This is a genomic window from Pseudomonas sp. AN-1 (assembly GCF_034057115.1).
Classification (GTDB): domain Bacteria; phylum Pseudomonadota; class Gammaproteobacteria; order Pseudomonadales; family Pseudomonadaceae; genus Geopseudomonas.
Window position 1 is genome coordinate 4,266,721 of sequence record NZ_CP139195.1, and the last position, 13,948, is coordinate 4,280,668.

Here is a 13,948-nt window from a genome sequence, read left to right on the forward strand (position 1 = left end):
GCCTCCTCATCACAACTCCAACAACGAGGGCTGACTCCATGGCAGCGAAATTCTCCCAGGACGACGGCGACGTCGTCGTCATCATCGGTTCGGGCGCCGGCGGCGGCACCCTGGCCAACGCCTTGGCCAAGCAGGGCATCCGCGTCGTCGTGCTGGAGGCCGGCAAGCGCTTCGAGATGTCCGACATCGAGAACGACGAGTGGGCGATGTTCAACAAGATCTCCTGGCTGGACAAGCGCATCGCCACCGGCAGCTGGGACGTGGCGCGCAACCACCCGAACCTGCCGGCCTGGATCGTCAAGGCGGTCGGCGGCAGCTCGATGCACTGGGCCGGCGTGGCCCTGCGTTTCCGCGACTTCGAATTCCGCATGCGCAGCGAGAACGGCGCCATCAAGGGCGCCAACCTGCTCGACTGGCCGCTCGACTACGCCGAGCTGGAGCCCTGGTACGTCAAGGCCGAGCAGCACATGGGGGTGACCGGCCCGAGCACCGGCATGCCGTACCACCAGTGGCACAACTCGTTCAAGGTACTGGCCGCCGGCGCCCAGCGCATCGGCTACAAGGAGATCCTCTCCGGGCCGATGGCGATCAACACCCAGCCCTACGACAACCGTCCCGGCTGCATGCAGGTCGGCTTCTGCATGCAGGGCTGCCGCATCGGCGCCAAGTGGTCGACCCTGTACACCGACATCCCGCGCGCCGAGGCCACTGGCAACTGCGAGGTGCGCCCGCAGTCCATGGCGCTGCGCATCGAGCACGACGCCCGCGGCCGGGTGAATGCGGTGGTCTACGCCGACGCCGAGGGCCGCCAGCAGCGGCAGAAGGCGCGGGTGGTGTGCGTGGCCGGCAACTCCATCGAGTCGCCGCGCCTGCTGCTCAACTCCGAGTCGTCGACCTTCAGGGACGGCCTGGCCAACTCCTCAGGCCAGGTCGGGCGCAACTACATGTGCCATACCACCGCCGGCATCTACGCGATCATGCCCAAGCCGGTGCACATGTACCGCGGCACCACGGTCGCCGGGATCATCTCCGACGAGTCCTACAACAACCCCGAGCGCGGCTTCGTCGGCGGCTACCGGCTGGAGATCCTCTCCCTCGGCCTGCCGTTCATGTCCGCCTTCCTCGACCCGACCCCGCAGGGCTGGGGACGCACCTACGCCTCGCGCATGGAGCGCTACGACCACATGTCCGGCGTGTGGCTGTGCGGCGAGGACCTGCCGGTGGAGAGCAACCGCATCACCCTGCACGCCAGCGAGAAGGACCAATACGGCCTGCCGGTGCCGGTGGTGCACAAGGACGACCACCCGTTCGACAACGCCATGCGCGACCACGGCGTCGAGCAGACCCGCAAGTGCTACGAGGCGGTCGGCGCCACCGAGGTTATCCGCCTGCCGTCCTACCCGGCCAGCCACAACATGGGCACCAACCGCATGAGCGCCAGGGCCGCCGACGGGGTGGTCAACAAGTGGGGGCAGAGCCACGACATCCCCAACCTGTTCGTCTCCGACGGCAGCCAGTTCACCACCAGCGGCGGACAGAACCCGACCCTGACCATAGTCGCGCTGGCCCTGCGCCAGGCCGACCACATCGGCAAGCTGTTCAGCCAGCGCGCCCTCTGAATCCCGATACGGAGCCGATCACATGACCGCACCGAACCATGCGCAGCGTCTGTGGATGTTCGAGCAGATGCTCGTCAGCCGCTACCTGGAAGAGTCCATCGAGCGCATCTACATGGAAGGCAAGACCCCGGTCTTCAACATGGCCAAGGGCCCGATTCCCGGCGAGATGCACCTGTCCAACGGCCAGGAGCCCTGCGCCGTCGGCGTCTGTGCGCACCTGAATGCCGAGGACGTGGTCACCGCCACCCACCGCCCCCACCACATCGCCGTGGCCAAGGGCGTCCACCTCAACGAGATGGTCGCCGAGATCTTCGGCAAGAAGACCGGCCTGTCCGGCGGCCGCGGCGGGCACATGCACCTGTTCGATGCGCGGGTGAACTTCTGCTGCTCGGGGATCATCGCCCAGGGCATGGGCCCGGCGGTGGGCGCGGCGCTGTCGCGCCAGCTGCAGGGCAAGCCGGGTGTCGCGGTGGCCTACATCGGCGAGGGTGCCGCCAACCAGGGCGCCTTCCACGAGACGCTGAACCTGGCCGCGCTGTGGAAGCTGCCGGTGGTGTTCGTCATCGAGGACAACGCCTGGGGCATCTCGGTGGCCAAGCAGGCCTCCACCCCGATCGAGCGCAACTACGTGCGCGCCGCCGCCTACGGCATGCCCGGGGTGTTCGTCCCCGGCAACGACGCCGACGCCATCTTCGCCGCCGCCGGTGAGGCCATCGAGCGGGCGCGCGCCGGCGGCGGCCCGAGCCTGATCGAGATCGAGACCTCGCGCCTGGCCGGCCACTTCATGGGCGACGGCGAGCAGTACCGCCCGGCCGGCGAGAAGGAAGCGCTGCTGGCGCGCGACCCGATCCCGGCCTACCGCCAGCGCCTGCTCGACGCCGGCGTGCTGAGCGAGGCGGCGGCCGAGGAAATCGCCGCGCGCGCCCGCGGCCGGGTCGACGAGGCGGTGCTGTTCGCCCGCGACAGCGCCTATCCGGCGCCGGAAGATGCCATGGACTGCGTGTTCGTCTGATTTCCCCCACCGAATTGCCAGGAGTTGCAGCATGAGCAGCCCAGTGAAAGAAAGAAAACTCACCGTCGCCCGCGCCATGGCCGAGGCGGTGGCCCAGGAAATGCGCCTCGACCCGCGCGTGTTCGTGATGGGCGAGGACATCGGCCAGCTCGGCGGGGTGTTCGGCAACACCCGCGGCCTATTCGAGGAGTTCGGCGGCGCGCGGGTGCGCGATACCCCCATCTCGGAGACCGCCTTCATCGGCGCGGCGGTGGGCGCCGCCTCCGACGGCATGCGGCCGATCGTCGAACTGATGTTCGTCGACTTCTTCGGCGTGTGCATGGACGCCATCTACAACCTGATGGCGAAGAACACCTACTTCTCCGGCGGCAACGTGCGCGTGCCGATGGTGCTGATGGCCTCCACCGGCGCCGGCTACTCGGACGCCGGCCAGCACTCGCAGTGCCTGTACGGCACCTTCGCCCACCTGCCGGGGATGAAGGTGGTGGTGCCGAGCAACGCCTACGACGCCAAGGGCCTGATGACCGCGGCGATCCGCGACGACAACCCGGTGATCTTCCTGTTCCACAAGGCCCTGCAGGGCATGGGCTGGCTGGGCACCGAGAAGGGCGCCACCGTGGCGGTGCCTGAAGAGAGCTACGTCGTCGAGATCGGCAAGGCCAGGACCGTGCGCGAGGGCACGGACGTGACCATCGTCAGCCTCGGCGCCGGTGTGCACCACGCCCTGCGCGCCGCCCAGCAGCTGGAGCAGGACGGCGTCAGCGCCGAGGTGGTCGACCTGCGCAGCCTGGTGCCGCTGGACCGCGAACACGTGATCGCCTCGGTACGCAAGACCGGTCGGCTGATCGTGGTCGACGAGGACTACCACAGCTATGGCGTCAGCGGCGAGATCATCGCCAGCGTGGTCGAGCACGACCTCGGCATGCTCAAGGCGTCCCCGCAGCGGGTGGCCTTCCCCGACATCCCGATTCCCTTCACCCCGGTCATGGAGCAGTGGGCGCTGCCCAGTGCCGAGAAGATCGTGGCCGCCTACCAGAACCTGAACAGCGAGGAATGACCCATGACGACCCCAATCGTGATTGCCGATGACCTGTGGGACGGTGACGCCGAAGCGGTGATCACCTCGTGGCTGGTCAGCGATGGCGCCGAGGTGGCGCCGGGCGACCTGGTCGCCGAGATCATGTCGGAGAAGGCCCAGTTCGAGATCGAGGCGCCGGTGGCCGGCGTGTTGAAGATCGTCGAAGGCGAAGACGCGGTGATCGCCAAGGGCGCCACCATCGGCGTGGTGGAGTAGCCCATGGGCCAGATGCACACGCCGCCCGTGGCGGGCGCCACCAGCCTGCCGCTCAAGGGCATGCGCAAGATGATCGCGGCGAAGATGAGCGAGAGCCTGCGCAGCGCCGCCCAACTGACCCTGCACGCCGAGTGCGAGCTGACCGCCCTGCAGGCGCGCCGCGCGCGCCTCAAGGCGGCCGGCAGCCAGGCCTCGCTGCAGGACCTGCTGCTGCACGCCATCGTGCAGACCCTGCGCGAGCATCCGGCGCTCAACGCCACCCTAGAGAACGACGTGATCACCCGCCACGCCGCCGTGCACCTAGGCGTGGCCATCCCGCTGCCGGACGATCTGCTGGTGGCGCCTGCGCTGTTCGACGCCGAGGCGCTCGACGTCGACGGCCTGGCCGAGGCGCGCCGCGTGCTCACCGGCAAGGCGCTGGCCGGCAAGCTGTCGGTGCGCGAGCTGACCGGGGCGACCGTCACCGTGTCCAACCTGGGGCTGTCGCGGGTGCACCACTTCACGCCGATCATCAACGTACCGCAGGTGGCCATCGTCGGCATCGGCTGCAGCCAGCGGCGCCTGCAGCGCGCCGCCGACGGCAGCCTGGTCGAGGCCGACTTCCTCGGCCTGTCGCTGACCTTCGACCACCGCGCGGTCAACGGCGCGCCGGCGGCCGACTTCCTCGATGCGCTGTGCCGGCGCATCGAGGGTGGCGAGGGCGCCGGTAACTGAGCTGCGCACCGCCATGGATGGCGGCTGCCCACCACGCTCCCGAGGCCGGCTTGCATGCCGGCCTCGGCATTTGCTGCGAACGCCGGCGCCGCGCAGGGGCGCGGTGCGGGGCTTGGGATGGGGCGATGAGCGGCGCGGCTACCCTTGCAGGCAGCCACGCCGCCGGGGATGGCTCAGGGGCGGTCCTCGGGGGAGGGCAGCTGCCGATCCTTGTCGTCCGCCACCGAGCTGCGGAAGCCCTTGATCGCCTCGCCCACATCGCTGCCGAGACTGCGCAGGCGCTTGCTGCCGAAGACCACCAGGACGACCAGCAGGATCACCAGCCAGTGTTTCCAGTCGAAAATACCCATGGTTGCTGCTCCTCTGTGGAGTGGGTGCCGTTCACAGGCCGTGCGCCTGCCGGTCGGCGTGGTAGGACGAGCGCACCAGCGGGCCGGCGGCGACGTTCCTGAAGCCCATCCTGGCGCCTTCCTCGGCGAACCAGGCGAAGGTGTCCGGATGGACGAAGCGCTGCACCGGCAGGTGGCTGCGCGACGGCTGCAGGTACTGGCCGAGGGTCAGCATGTCGATGTCGTGCTCGCGCATGCGCTGCATGGTCTCGATGACTTCCTCGTCGGTCTCGCCGAGGCCGAGCATCAGGCCCGACTTGGTCGGCACGCCGGGCACGCGCTGCTTGAACTCCTGCAGCAGGTCCAGCGACCACTCGAAGTCCGAGCCCGGGCGCGACGACCTGTACAGGCGCGGCACGGTTTCCAGGTTGTGGTTGAACACGTCCGGCGGTTCGGTCGCGGTGATGTCGAGGGCGATCTCCATGCGCCCGCGGTAGTCCGGCACCAGGGTCTCCAGCTGCACGCTGGGCGACAGCGCGCGGATCTCGCGCAGGCAGTCGGCGAAGTGCTGGGCGCCGCCGTCGCGCAGATCGTCGCGGTCCACCGAGGTGATCACCACGTACTTCAGGCGCAGGTCGGCGATGGCCAGCGCCAGGTTGTTCGGCTCGTCGGGGTCGAGCGCATTGGGCCGGCCGTGGCCGACGTCGCAGAACGGGCAGCGGCGGGTGCAGATGTCGCCCATGATCATGAAGGTGGCGGTGCCGCCGGAGAAGCACTCGCCGAGGTTCGGGCAGGAGGCTTCCTCGCAGACGCTGTGCAGCTTGTGCTGGCGCAGCAACTGCTTGATGCGCTCGACCTCGGGGCCGAGCGGGGCGCGCACGCGGAGCCAGTTCGGTTTGTGCGGCCGCTCCTCGGTGGGAATGATCTTTACCGGGATGCGTGCCACCTTGTCGGCGCCGCGTAGCTTGGTGCCGCTTGCCATTGCGGCCGATTGGCCGGCAGTGTGCTGGAACTCCACGTCGATCTCCGCTGGTTGGGGAACTGTGCCCTGGACTCAGCAAGACGCGGGCCAGCCGCCAGATGCCCGGAATACGGGCATTGGCGGCGATTTCGACGGGCTGGCTGCGTTACACCTGTAAGCGCCTTTACAGCTGCGTTGTCAGACGCGTCGGACAGATTGCGGGCGATTGCGCGGGATCGACCAGCGCTGACGCGGCTGCAGCGCACTTTCGGTCCATGGCACGCATCCTGCCTACGGGGTAGCGAACTGCCCAGGCCGGCTTACAGTCAGCCCGTGGCGTTCAATCGACAACAGCGAGGTGCTATGACCCTGATACAACGCCTGCCGGTCGAGGCCGGCCTGGATGCCGAGCGTGCGCTGCTGGAGCGGGTGCACGCCGGCGACATCGACTGCACGCTGCTGCTGTGGCGCCCGCAGGACGCCGCGCTGGTGATGCCACGGCGCCTCGAGCGGCTGGCTGGTTTCGCCGCCGCGGCGGCGAGCTGCGCCGAACTGGGCTGGCCGGTGGCCCTGCGCGACACCGGCGGCGAGCCGGTACCGCAGTCGCCGGCGGTGCTCAATGTCGCCCTCGCCTGGGCCGTGCCGGCCGGCGAGGCCGAGCAGAAGCGCATCGAGAACGCCTACCGGCACCTGTGCGATCCGCTCTGCGAGTGGCTGCTCGAACAGGGCCTGGCGCCGGATCTCGGTGCGGTGGAGGGAGCGTTCTGCGATGGTCGCTTCAACGTCACCCTGGCCGGGCGCAAGCTGGTCGGCACCGCCCAGCGCTGGCGCAAGCGCGGCAGCGACGGCCGCCACGTGGCCCTGGCGCACGGCGCCATCCTCATGGAAAACCTGCGTGAGGAAATGGTGGACGTGGTCAACGCCTTCTATCGCGACTGCGCACTGGACACCCGCTGCCGGGCGGCCAGTCATGTGGCGCTGGACGAGTGCGTGGAGGACGCCTGGGCGGCGGCGGAGGTACTGGAGGGCTGCTACCGGCGCAGCCTATTGGCGGCAGGCTTGCCGGAGCCGGTCCGGTAGGGTGCGCCGCGCGCACCTGATGCCCGCACCCGATGGGCGGGTGCGCACGGCGCACCCTACGAAAAAACGGTGCCGCCCGCCTCAACCCTGGGCGTTGGGCGGCACGATGTCGTAGACCTTCATCCAGCGATACACGGTCGGCCGCGACAGCCCCAGTTCGCGGGCGGCCGCGCTGACGTTCCAGCGATGGCGGCGCAGGATTTCCGCGAGCTGCGCGGCCGGATCGCCAGCGGCCACCTCGAGCACCGGCGCCGGCGCTGCGGGCTGGCGCGCGCCGACGCCCTGCAGGCATTCCTCGGGCAGGTCGGCGGCGGTGATTTCGCCGTTCTCGCAGGTGGCCAGCGCGTACTGCAGCACGTTGCGCAGTTCGCGGATGTTGCCCGGCCAGGCGTAGCCGAGCAGGGCGCTCATGGCGTCGCCGCGGATGCGTGCCGGACGCTGGCGCTGCTGGCTCAGTTCGGCGAACACCTTCTCGATCAGGTAGCCCTTGTCGGCCCGCTCGCGCAGCGGCGGCAGGCGCAGCACGGCGCCGTTGAGGCGGTAGAACAGGTCCTCGCGGAACTGCCCGGCGTCGATCATCTGGCGCAGGTCGCGGTGGCTGGCGGCGACCACCCGGATGTCGACCTTGACCGGTTTGTCGGCGCCCAGCGGCATCACCTCCTGCTCGGCCAGCACGCGCAGCAGGCGGGTCTGCAGGTGCAGCGGCATGTCGCCGATCTCGTCGAGGAACAGGGTGCCGCCGTCGGCCTGCTGGATCAGCCCGCGCATGCCCTTGCTGCGCGCGCCGGTGAAGGTGCCCGGCTGGTAGCCGAACAGCTCGCTCTCGATCAGCGACTCCGGCACCGCCGCGCAGTTGATCGCCACGAACGGTGCCCTGGCGCGCCGGCTGCTGTCGTGCAGGGCGCGGGCCAGGCGCTCCTTGCCGGTGCCGGTCTCGCCGTTGAGCAGCACGTTGAGCGGCTCGTCGCACAGGCGCCTGGCGCGGGCGAGCATCTTGCGCATCAGCGGGTCGTCGTCGGCCAGTTCGTCGAGGGCGCAGCGTGGCGTCTCGGTGCTGGGGGCCGTCGCGGTAGGCGCAGCCCGGCGCGGCTCCATCAGCGCGGCGAAGTACAGCGCGTTCTGCCGGTGGGTGCGGAAGGCGCGCACGTGGTCGGCGCTGGCGTAGGGGATGCCGAGGATGTCTTCCAGCTCGCAGTCGAACAGCTGCTGCACGCCGACCCTGGGCGCCATTGCCGAGGGCCTGACGGGCAGCTCCAGGCCGCACTGGGCGAGCAACTGGCGGCCGGCGGTGTTGGCGGCCAGCAGGGTGCCGTCCTCGGCCATCGCCAGCAGGTAGTGACGGTTGATCAGCACGAACTCGCGCGAGCTGTCCAGGCAGAGGATGTACTGCTCGCGGTAGCGGCGCAGGAAGTAGGCGTCCTCGATCATCCGCGCGTACTGGCGCACCAGCTGCAGGGCGAAGGTCTGCGAGTCCTTCGACGGCGGCGAGTGCAGCGCTGAGATGTCCAGCACCGCGAGCAGCTGGCCCTGCGGGTTGAAGATCGGCACCGCGGTGCAGGTCAGGCTGATGTGGTGGGCGCTGAAGTGGTCGCGATGGTGGCAGGTGAGCGCCTGCTGCTCCTTGATGCAGGTGCCCACCGCGCAGGTGCCGGCGTGGTCCTCGCTCCAGTCGGCGCCGAGGTACAGGCCGGTCTTGCGGTGCGCCGCCTCGTCGTCGGGGTTGCCGAGGAACTGCACGGTGATGCCGCGGCTGTCGGTGAGCAGCACCACGTAGCCCAGTTCGGCGATGTGCCGGTACAGCTGCTCGACGCCGGCGCGGGCCACGTTGAGCAGCTCGTCGGCCTGGTCCTGATGGTCGAGCAGCACCTGGCGCGGCACGAAGCGCGGCGGCGCAGGCTTGGCCGGGTCGAGGCCGTAGTCCTCAATGCAGCGTTTCCACGAGCGGGAGATCAGCGGGTCGAAGCCGGGACCAGCGAGGGCCGGGGCGGCGTCGGCGGCAAGGGAGAGGACGGTGTCGACGTGGGCACTGCCGGGCAGGGTGATACGCATGCGGCCTCCTCGGATCACCGGTGCTGCACTGGCCTGGCCGCAGGCCGTCGGTATCCGCAGTGACGATCTTGTTCTTGTGGCGGCACGCCCTGTGGCGTGCCGTGCGAGTGAGTTCTGAAGGGCCAGTGTACCCCTGCCGCGACGCTGCTGCGAAGTCTGTAAAGCCTGTAACGGCGGGCATTACAGCTGTAAGCCGGTTTGACGGTCGACTGTCTCGGCACGGGCTGCGCCGGTCGCCGCGCGCTGGCGAAAACTCCCGGGAAATCAGTGCCCTGAACGAATCCGCCGGGCCTGGCACGGCTCCTGCGAAAGAGCCGGTAGCCCGCCGCCAGGCCGGTGGGCACGCCCACAACAAGAACACTGACTCAGGAGCATTCCCATGACTTTCGCGACCCCAGCGCGCGGCCTGCCCGGCATGCGCGGCCTGCAGCACATCGGCATCACCGTCCCCAACCTGGCCGAGGCGGTGGCCTTCTTCGTCGAGGTGCTCGGTTGCGAGCCGTACTTCACCTTCGGCGAGTTCCGGTTCGACGACGACTGGATGGAACGCCACCTCAACGTGCACCCGCGCGCCGCCATCCGCGACTTCCAGATGGTCCGCTGCGGCAACGGCACCAACCTGGAGATCTTCGAGTACAGCGCGCCGGACCAGAATCGCCGTCTGCCGCGCAACAGCGATGTCGGCGGCCACCACCTGGCCTTCTACGTCGACGACATGGACCAGGCGGTCGCCTACCTCAAGGACAAGGGCGTCACCGTGCTCGACACGCCGAGCACCTTCACCGACGGTCCGGCCGCCGGGCTGACCTGGGTGTATTTCCTCGCGCCCTGGGGTCTGCAGCTGGAGCTGGTCAGCTTCCCCGATGGCATGCAGTACGAGGAGGCGCACACCCGCCTGCTCTGGGACCCGCGCTTCCCCGCGCAATAGCCGCGCCGGGCCGCGACCTGCCAGGGCGCAGGTCGCGGCGTCCGCCCCACCCACCATTTTCCGAATCCATCTCCGGACGCGAGCGACAGGCCCGCGCGGCCAGCCGTGCGCCGGTGAGAAAACAACAAGAGAGAGGAGCCACCATGTTGCCCATCTGCCTGCTGTCCCTTCGCCGCGCCCCCGAACTCGATGCGCGGCTGTGGATCATCCTGTGGGGCCTGGTCCTGCTCGGCGCCGGCCTGTCCTGCAGCCGGCCGGCCAGCGCGCTGGACCTCGACGCCGGCGACTACGTGCCTGCCGCCGCCGGCACCACCCTCGGTCTGCTCTACCTGCAGCAGGCCGAACGCGACCATCTGTACCGCGACGGCCACCGCCTGGCCGGCTCGCCGGGACTCGATTCGCAGATCGGCATCCTGCGCCTGGTGCACTACGCCGACCTCGGCGGCTACCGCGTCGCGCCACAGATCCTCCTGCCGTTCGGCCGCCTCGACGGTCGCCACGACGGCAACGCGCTGGGCGACAGCAGCGGCCTGGCCGACCCGATCCTGGCCATGCCGGTGTGGCTGCTCGAGCAGCCGCAGCGGCGGCGCTTCTTCGCCATCACCCCCTACCTGTTCGTCCCCGTCGGCCGTTATGACCACGACCAGCCGCTCAACCTCGGCGAGAACCGCTGGAAGCTGACCCTGCAGGCCGGCTACGTCACCGGCCTCGGCGACAGGCTGGCGCTGGACCTGGCGGCGGACGTGACCTTCTACGGCGACAACGACAGCTATGGACCGCTGAGGTTGAACCACGAGCAGAAGCCCAGCTACCAGTACCAGGGCTTCCTGCGTTACCCGCTCGGCGACACCCTCGACCTGCGCGCCGGGCTGTCCTGGCAGCACGGCGGCGAGAACTGCCTGGACAGTTCCTGGCTGAATGACAGCCAGCGCACCGGCAAGTGGTCGGCGGGCTTCGCCTGGTTCTTCCGCCCGGATGCCCAGCTGGCCGCCACCTTCGGCCGCGACCTGGCGGTGGACAACGGCTTCCGCGAGGACAGCCGGGTCAACCTGCGCCTGCTGTACGCATTCTGAGCGCCGGCTCGGCTGCGGCGGCGGCGCCGGCTGATGTCCTCCCGGGCGCAGGCCTGCCGCCAGGCCCGCTTGATGCCGCCGGCCAGCAATGCCCCGAGTAGCGGCTCGACCCCATCGATTTCCCCTCATCCCGGTTTGCGCAAGGCGCCTGGGCGGCAGCCAGGCGGCTGGCCGTGGAATTGACCACAACCGAGGGGCTGCCGGCGCTACTCGATGCTCAGTGATTCGATCCAGCGCAGGCCGGGAACGATGTCGTCGCGCAGGCCGGGGAGAAGGGGGAGGGCGCGTGGCAGACCACCTCGCCCCGCCCTTCGAGACACTTGAGCTCCTTCATGGACACCGGGTCCAGGGCGCTGGCGAAGGCCGACGAGGTTGGTTTTTGTCCGCGTTTTCTCCAGTTTTCCTCTGATTTTGCGAGCGTCGCCGGGCTCAGAATGGCTGCGGGCTGATTCGGCATGGCGTGGTTTTGCACTCGAAAATTAGTTGACGATTCAAGTGAATGATGTAATTTTTGTTCCAGCTCTTGAGCGGTCTCCAGTCGAGCGGAGGCCCCGCTAACAAAAACAATTTCTGCAAGAGACTCGCTATGACAACGCTGATCTCCCGGTGCGAGCTGGGCGCCCCCGCAGGGCTGAAGGTCGTCATCAAGGACTCCATCGATATCGCCGGCATGCCGACCCGTCTGGGTAGCCGAGCATGTGACGAGGTCCGTCCCGCCGAGCTGCACGCGGAGGTGGTCGAGCGTCTGTTGTCGGCCGGCCACCGGATTGTCGGCAAGGCCGCGATGCATGAGCTGGCCTTCGGCGTCACCGGCATCAACCTGCATGCAGGTACCCCCATCAATGCACGCTATCCGGAGCTGATCCCGGGTGGCTCCTCCAGTGGCTCTGCCGCTGCCGTGGCTTCCGGACTGGCCGATTACGCGCTGGGCACGGATACCGGCGGCTCGGTTCGCGTGCCGGCTGCCTGCTGCGGCGTATTCGGCTTCAAGCCGACCTTCGGCCGCGTCAGCCGCGCCGGTGTCTGGCCGCAGAACTCGTCGCTGGACTGCGTTGGTCCCTTCGCTGCGGACCTGCAGACCCTGCAACTCGCCGAGCAGGCGATCGATCCCTCGTTCAAGCCCGGTGCAGTCAACGCGCCGATGCGCTTCGCGCTGGCCACCAATACCTGCGCCCAGCCGTCTGTGGCCGCGGCGCTGGATCGGTACCTGGCGCCACTGGCCCTGGACCTGAGTCGGGTCGAACTGCCGCTGCTGGCCGAGGCCTTCGCTGCCGGGCTGGCAGTGATCAACGCGGAAACCGCGCTGGCGGGCGCCGACTTGCTGGCCAGCGGCAAGCTGGGGGCGGATGTGGCTGCGCGCCTCAGGAGGGCCGGTGAAACCTCGGCTGCAGAGGTGCATGCAGCGGAGCAGGTGCGCACGGCTTTCGGCGCCGAAGTGGATCGGCTGCTGGAGAACTGCGAGGTGCTGGTCATGCCGGCTTTGCCAAAGGGGCCGATGGCCCTGCAGGACGCACTGGCCGGGCAGACGGACCTGAACATGACCGCGCTGGCGCGGCCTTTCAACCTGTCCGGTCATCCGGCGCTGGTCATCCCCTTCGAGGTCGACGGCCGTCCGGTCGGAATTCAACTGGTGGGTCGCAAGCATGCCGATGAGGTGGTCTTTGCGGCGGCACAGCAGTTGCTCAGAGCGGCTGATGCCGCCCGTAACAATAAAGACAACAACTAGGGAGGCGGGCGAATGCCTGGTTATCAGATCGACAAATCCCTCTGGGGCGGGGAGACCGTGTTCGATGCCCTGCTTGCCGAAGTACGCAAGCGCCGTCAGGAGTTCGAGGATCAGCAGTTCATCTCGCCGGACATCATCGACTCCTTCAAGCGGGTGGGGGTCTACCGCGCCATGGTCCCCAGGGCGATGGGAGGGGACGAGCGCTCGCCGCTCGAGTTCCTGCAGATGGTCGAGGCGATGGCCGCGGCCGACGGTTCGGCCGGCTGGGTCGCCAGCTTCGGCATGAACCCGGCCTACCTGGCGGCACTGCCGCCGCAGACCATCGACCAGGTCTGGTCCGGGACGCCGGATGTGGTGTTCGCCGGGGGGATCTTTCCGACCCAGCCGGCGAAGAAGGTCGACGGTGGCTACATCGTCAGCGGCCGCTGGAAGTTCGGCAGCGGCTGCATGGGAGCTTCGCTGATCGGCGTTGGCATCCAGCCGGACAACGGCGAGCCGCTGCCGCGCATGGCGGTCATGTCCGCCGACAAGGTGAAGATCGAGCCCAACTGGGACGTGATCGGCATGGTCGGCACCGGCAGTCATGACCTGGTCGTGGAGGAGGTGTTCGTGCCGGAAGAGTGGACCTTCGTCCGTGGCGGCAAGCCCAATGTCGATGCGCCCTTCTTCCGCTACCCGACGCTGGCCTTCGCCGCCCAGGTGCTGTCGGTGACCACCGCCGGCCTGGCGCGCGAGGCGCTGGATGTGGTGCAGGCGATGGCGGCGGGTCGCCAGTCGGTGACCGGGGCGCCGAACCTGGGCGATCGCGAATACGTGCAGATCGAGATCGCCAGGGCCGAAGCCAAGGTGCGCGCCTCCCGCGCCTTCTTCTACGGCGCGACCGAGGAGGCCTGGAACAGCATCCTGGCCGGCGGCGAGCCCACTCGCGAGCAGGTCAACCTGATCCGTCTGGCGACCACCAATCTGGCGCATGAGTGCGCCGAGGCGATCCGCTCCACCTACCAGGTGACCGGCATGACCGGGACCTACAACGACCATCCGCTGTCGCGCATCGTCCGCGACTCGATGATGTGCACCCAGCACGCCTTCATGGGGGCGATCACCCTGAAGAACGCCGGTGCCATGTTCTTCGGCCACGATCCGCTGCCGGGCTACCTGTAACC

General features: G+C 68.9%; 13 protein-coding genes. 10 read left to right on the forward strand and 3 right to left on the reverse strand.

All coding sequences use genetic code 11. From position 1 onward, the window contains the following. Positions 1-38 precede the first annotated feature (38 nt). From SK095_RS20050 to SK095_RS20070, 5 genes are read left to right on the forward strand one after another with little or no spacing between them, the layout of a single operon-like run. Entirely contained in the window at positions 39-1,619 is a 1,581-nt protein-coding gene (locus SK095_RS20050; protein ID WP_320547270.1) for a GMC family oxidoreductase, read from the forward strand. A gap of 22 nt (positions 1,620-1,641) precedes the next feature. Beyond that, the gene (locus SK095_RS20055) at positions 1,642-2,631 is read left to right on the forward strand and encodes a thiamine pyrophosphate-dependent dehydrogenase E1 component subunit alpha (RefSeq protein ID WP_320547271.1); all 990 of its coding nucleotides are present in this window, start codon (positions 1,642-1,644) and stop codon (positions 2,629-2,631) included. Positions 2,632-2,662: 31 nt separating this feature from the next. Then, entirely contained in the window at positions 2,663-3,688 is a 1,026-nt protein-coding gene (locus tag SK095_RS20060) for an alpha-ketoacid dehydrogenase subunit beta (protein ID WP_320547272.1), read from the forward strand. Between the two features lie 3 nt (positions 3,689-3,691). Next, complete coding sequence (locus tag SK095_RS20065) at positions 3,692-3,925, forward strand: lipoyl domain-containing protein (protein WP_136490303.1); 234 nt, start codon at positions 3,692-3,694, stop codon at positions 3,923-3,925. Between the two features lie 3 nt (positions 3,926-3,928). Further along, a complete protein-coding gene (locus SK095_RS20070; RefSeq protein ID WP_320547273.1) occupies positions 3,929-4,639 on the forward strand; it encodes a 2-oxo acid dehydrogenase subunit E2 in 711 nt (236 codons plus the stop codon). Between the two features lie 173 nt (positions 4,640-4,812). Here SK095_RS20070 and tatA read toward each other — a convergent pair whose 3' ends face one another. Beyond that, positions 4,813-4,989, reverse strand: a complete 177-nt coding sequence (gene tatA / locus SK095_RS20075; RefSeq protein WP_320547274.1) for a twin-arginine translocase TatA/TatE family subunit — start codon at positions 4,987-4,989, stop codon at positions 4,813-4,815. A 31-nt stretch (positions 4,990-5,020) separates the two neighbouring features. Next, complete coding sequence (lipA, locus tag SK095_RS20080) at positions 5,021-5,950, reverse strand: lipoyl synthase (RefSeq protein WP_320547275.1); 930 nt, start codon at positions 5,948-5,950, stop codon at positions 5,021-5,023. A 342-nt stretch (positions 5,951-6,292) separates the two neighbouring features. Between lipA and SK095_RS20085 the strand changes: the two genes are divergently transcribed. Next, positions 6,293-7,009, forward strand: a complete 717-nt coding sequence (locus SK095_RS20085; RefSeq protein ID WP_320547276.1) for a lipoyl protein ligase domain-containing protein — start codon at positions 6,293-6,295, stop codon at positions 7,007-7,009. A gap of 81 nt (positions 7,010-7,090) precedes the next feature. Here SK095_RS20085 and SK095_RS20090 read toward each other — a convergent pair whose 3' ends face one another. Continuing rightward, positions 7,091-9,058, reverse strand: coding sequence for a sigma-54-dependent Fis family transcriptional regulator (locus tag SK095_RS20090; protein WP_320547277.1), 1,968 nt, complete (start codon positions 9,056-9,058; stop codon positions 7,091-7,093). 379 nt (positions 9,059-9,437) lie between these two features. On the opposite strand from SK095_RS20090, the gene SK095_RS20095 reads away from it, so the two are divergent. The 4 genes from SK095_RS20095 (at position 9,438) to SK095_RS20110 (ending at position 13,946) form a co-directional block, all read left to right on the forward strand. After that, entirely contained in the window at positions 9,438-9,986 is a 549-nt protein-coding gene (locus SK095_RS20095) for a VOC family protein (protein ID WP_201485227.1), read from the forward strand. A 143-nt stretch (positions 9,987-10,129) separates the two neighbouring features. Continuing rightward, positions 10,130-11,059 carry a transporter gene (locus SK095_RS20100; RefSeq protein ID WP_320547278.1) on the forward strand — a complete coding sequence of 310 codons (930 nt, stop codon included), beginning with the start codon at positions 10,130-10,132 and terminating at the stop codon, positions 11,057-11,059. Between the two features lie 586 nt (positions 11,060-11,645). Further along, positions 11,646-12,785, forward strand: a complete 1,140-nt coding sequence (locus SK095_RS20105; RefSeq protein WP_320547279.1) for an amidase — start codon at positions 11,646-11,648, stop codon at positions 12,783-12,785. Between the two features lie 12 nt (positions 12,786-12,797). Then, on the forward strand, positions 12,798-13,946 hold the full coding sequence (locus tag SK095_RS20110; RefSeq protein ID WP_320547280.1) for an acyl-CoA dehydrogenase family protein: 1,149 nt from the start codon (positions 12,798-12,800) through the stop codon (positions 13,944-13,946). Positions 13,947-13,948: the final 2 nt, after the last annotated feature.

What these genes read in the sequence shown, in the direction of transcription:
- SK095_RS20050 (WP_320547270.1), top strand. Translation starts at nt 39, where the DNA reads ATGGCAGCGAAATTCTCCCAGGACGACGGCGACGTCGTCGTCATCATC.
- SK095_RS20055 (WP_320547271.1), top strand. Translation starts at nt 1,642, where the DNA reads ATGACCGCACCGAACCATGCGCAGCGTCTGTGGATGTTCGAGCAGATG.
- SK095_RS20060 (WP_320547272.1), top strand. Translation starts at nt 2,663, where the DNA reads ATGAGCAGCCCAGTGAAAGAAAGAAAACTCACCGTCGCCCGCGCCATG.
- SK095_RS20065 (WP_136490303.1), top strand. Translation starts at nt 3,692, where the DNA reads ATGACGACCCCAATCGTGATTGCCGATGACCTGTGGGACGGTGACGCC.
- SK095_RS20070 (WP_320547273.1), top strand. Translation starts at nt 3,929, where the DNA reads ATGGGCCAGATGCACACGCCGCCCGTGGCGGGCGCCACCAGCCTGCCG.
- tatA (WP_320547274.1), bottom strand. Translation starts at nt 4,989, where the DNA reads ATGGGTATTTTCGACTGGAAACACTGGCTGGTGATCCTGCTGGTCGTC.
- lipA (WP_320547275.1), bottom strand. Translation starts at nt 5,950, where the DNA reads ATGGCAAGCGGCACCAAGCTACGCGGCGCCGACAAGGTGGCACGCATC.
- SK095_RS20085 (WP_320547276.1), top strand. Translation starts at nt 6,293, where the DNA reads ATGACCCTGATACAACGCCTGCCGGTCGAGGCCGGCCTGGATGCCGAG.
- SK095_RS20090 (WP_320547277.1), bottom strand. Translation starts at nt 9,058, where the DNA reads ATGCGTATCACCCTGCCCGGCAGTGCCCACGTCGACACCGTCCTCTCC.
- SK095_RS20095 (WP_201485227.1), top strand. Translation starts at nt 9,438, where the DNA reads ATGACTTTCGCGACCCCAGCGCGCGGCCTGCCCGGCATGCGCGGCCTG.
- SK095_RS20100 (WP_320547278.1), top strand. Translation starts at nt 10,130, where the DNA reads ATGTTGCCCATCTGCCTGCTGTCCCTTCGCCGCGCCCCCGAACTCGAT.
- SK095_RS20105 (WP_320547279.1), top strand. Translation starts at nt 11,646, where the DNA reads ATGACAACGCTGATCTCCCGGTGCGAGCTGGGCGCCCCCGCAGGGCTG.
- SK095_RS20110 (WP_320547280.1), top strand. Translation starts at nt 12,798, where the DNA reads ATGCCTGGTTATCAGATCGACAAATCCCTCTGGGGCGGGGAGACCGTG.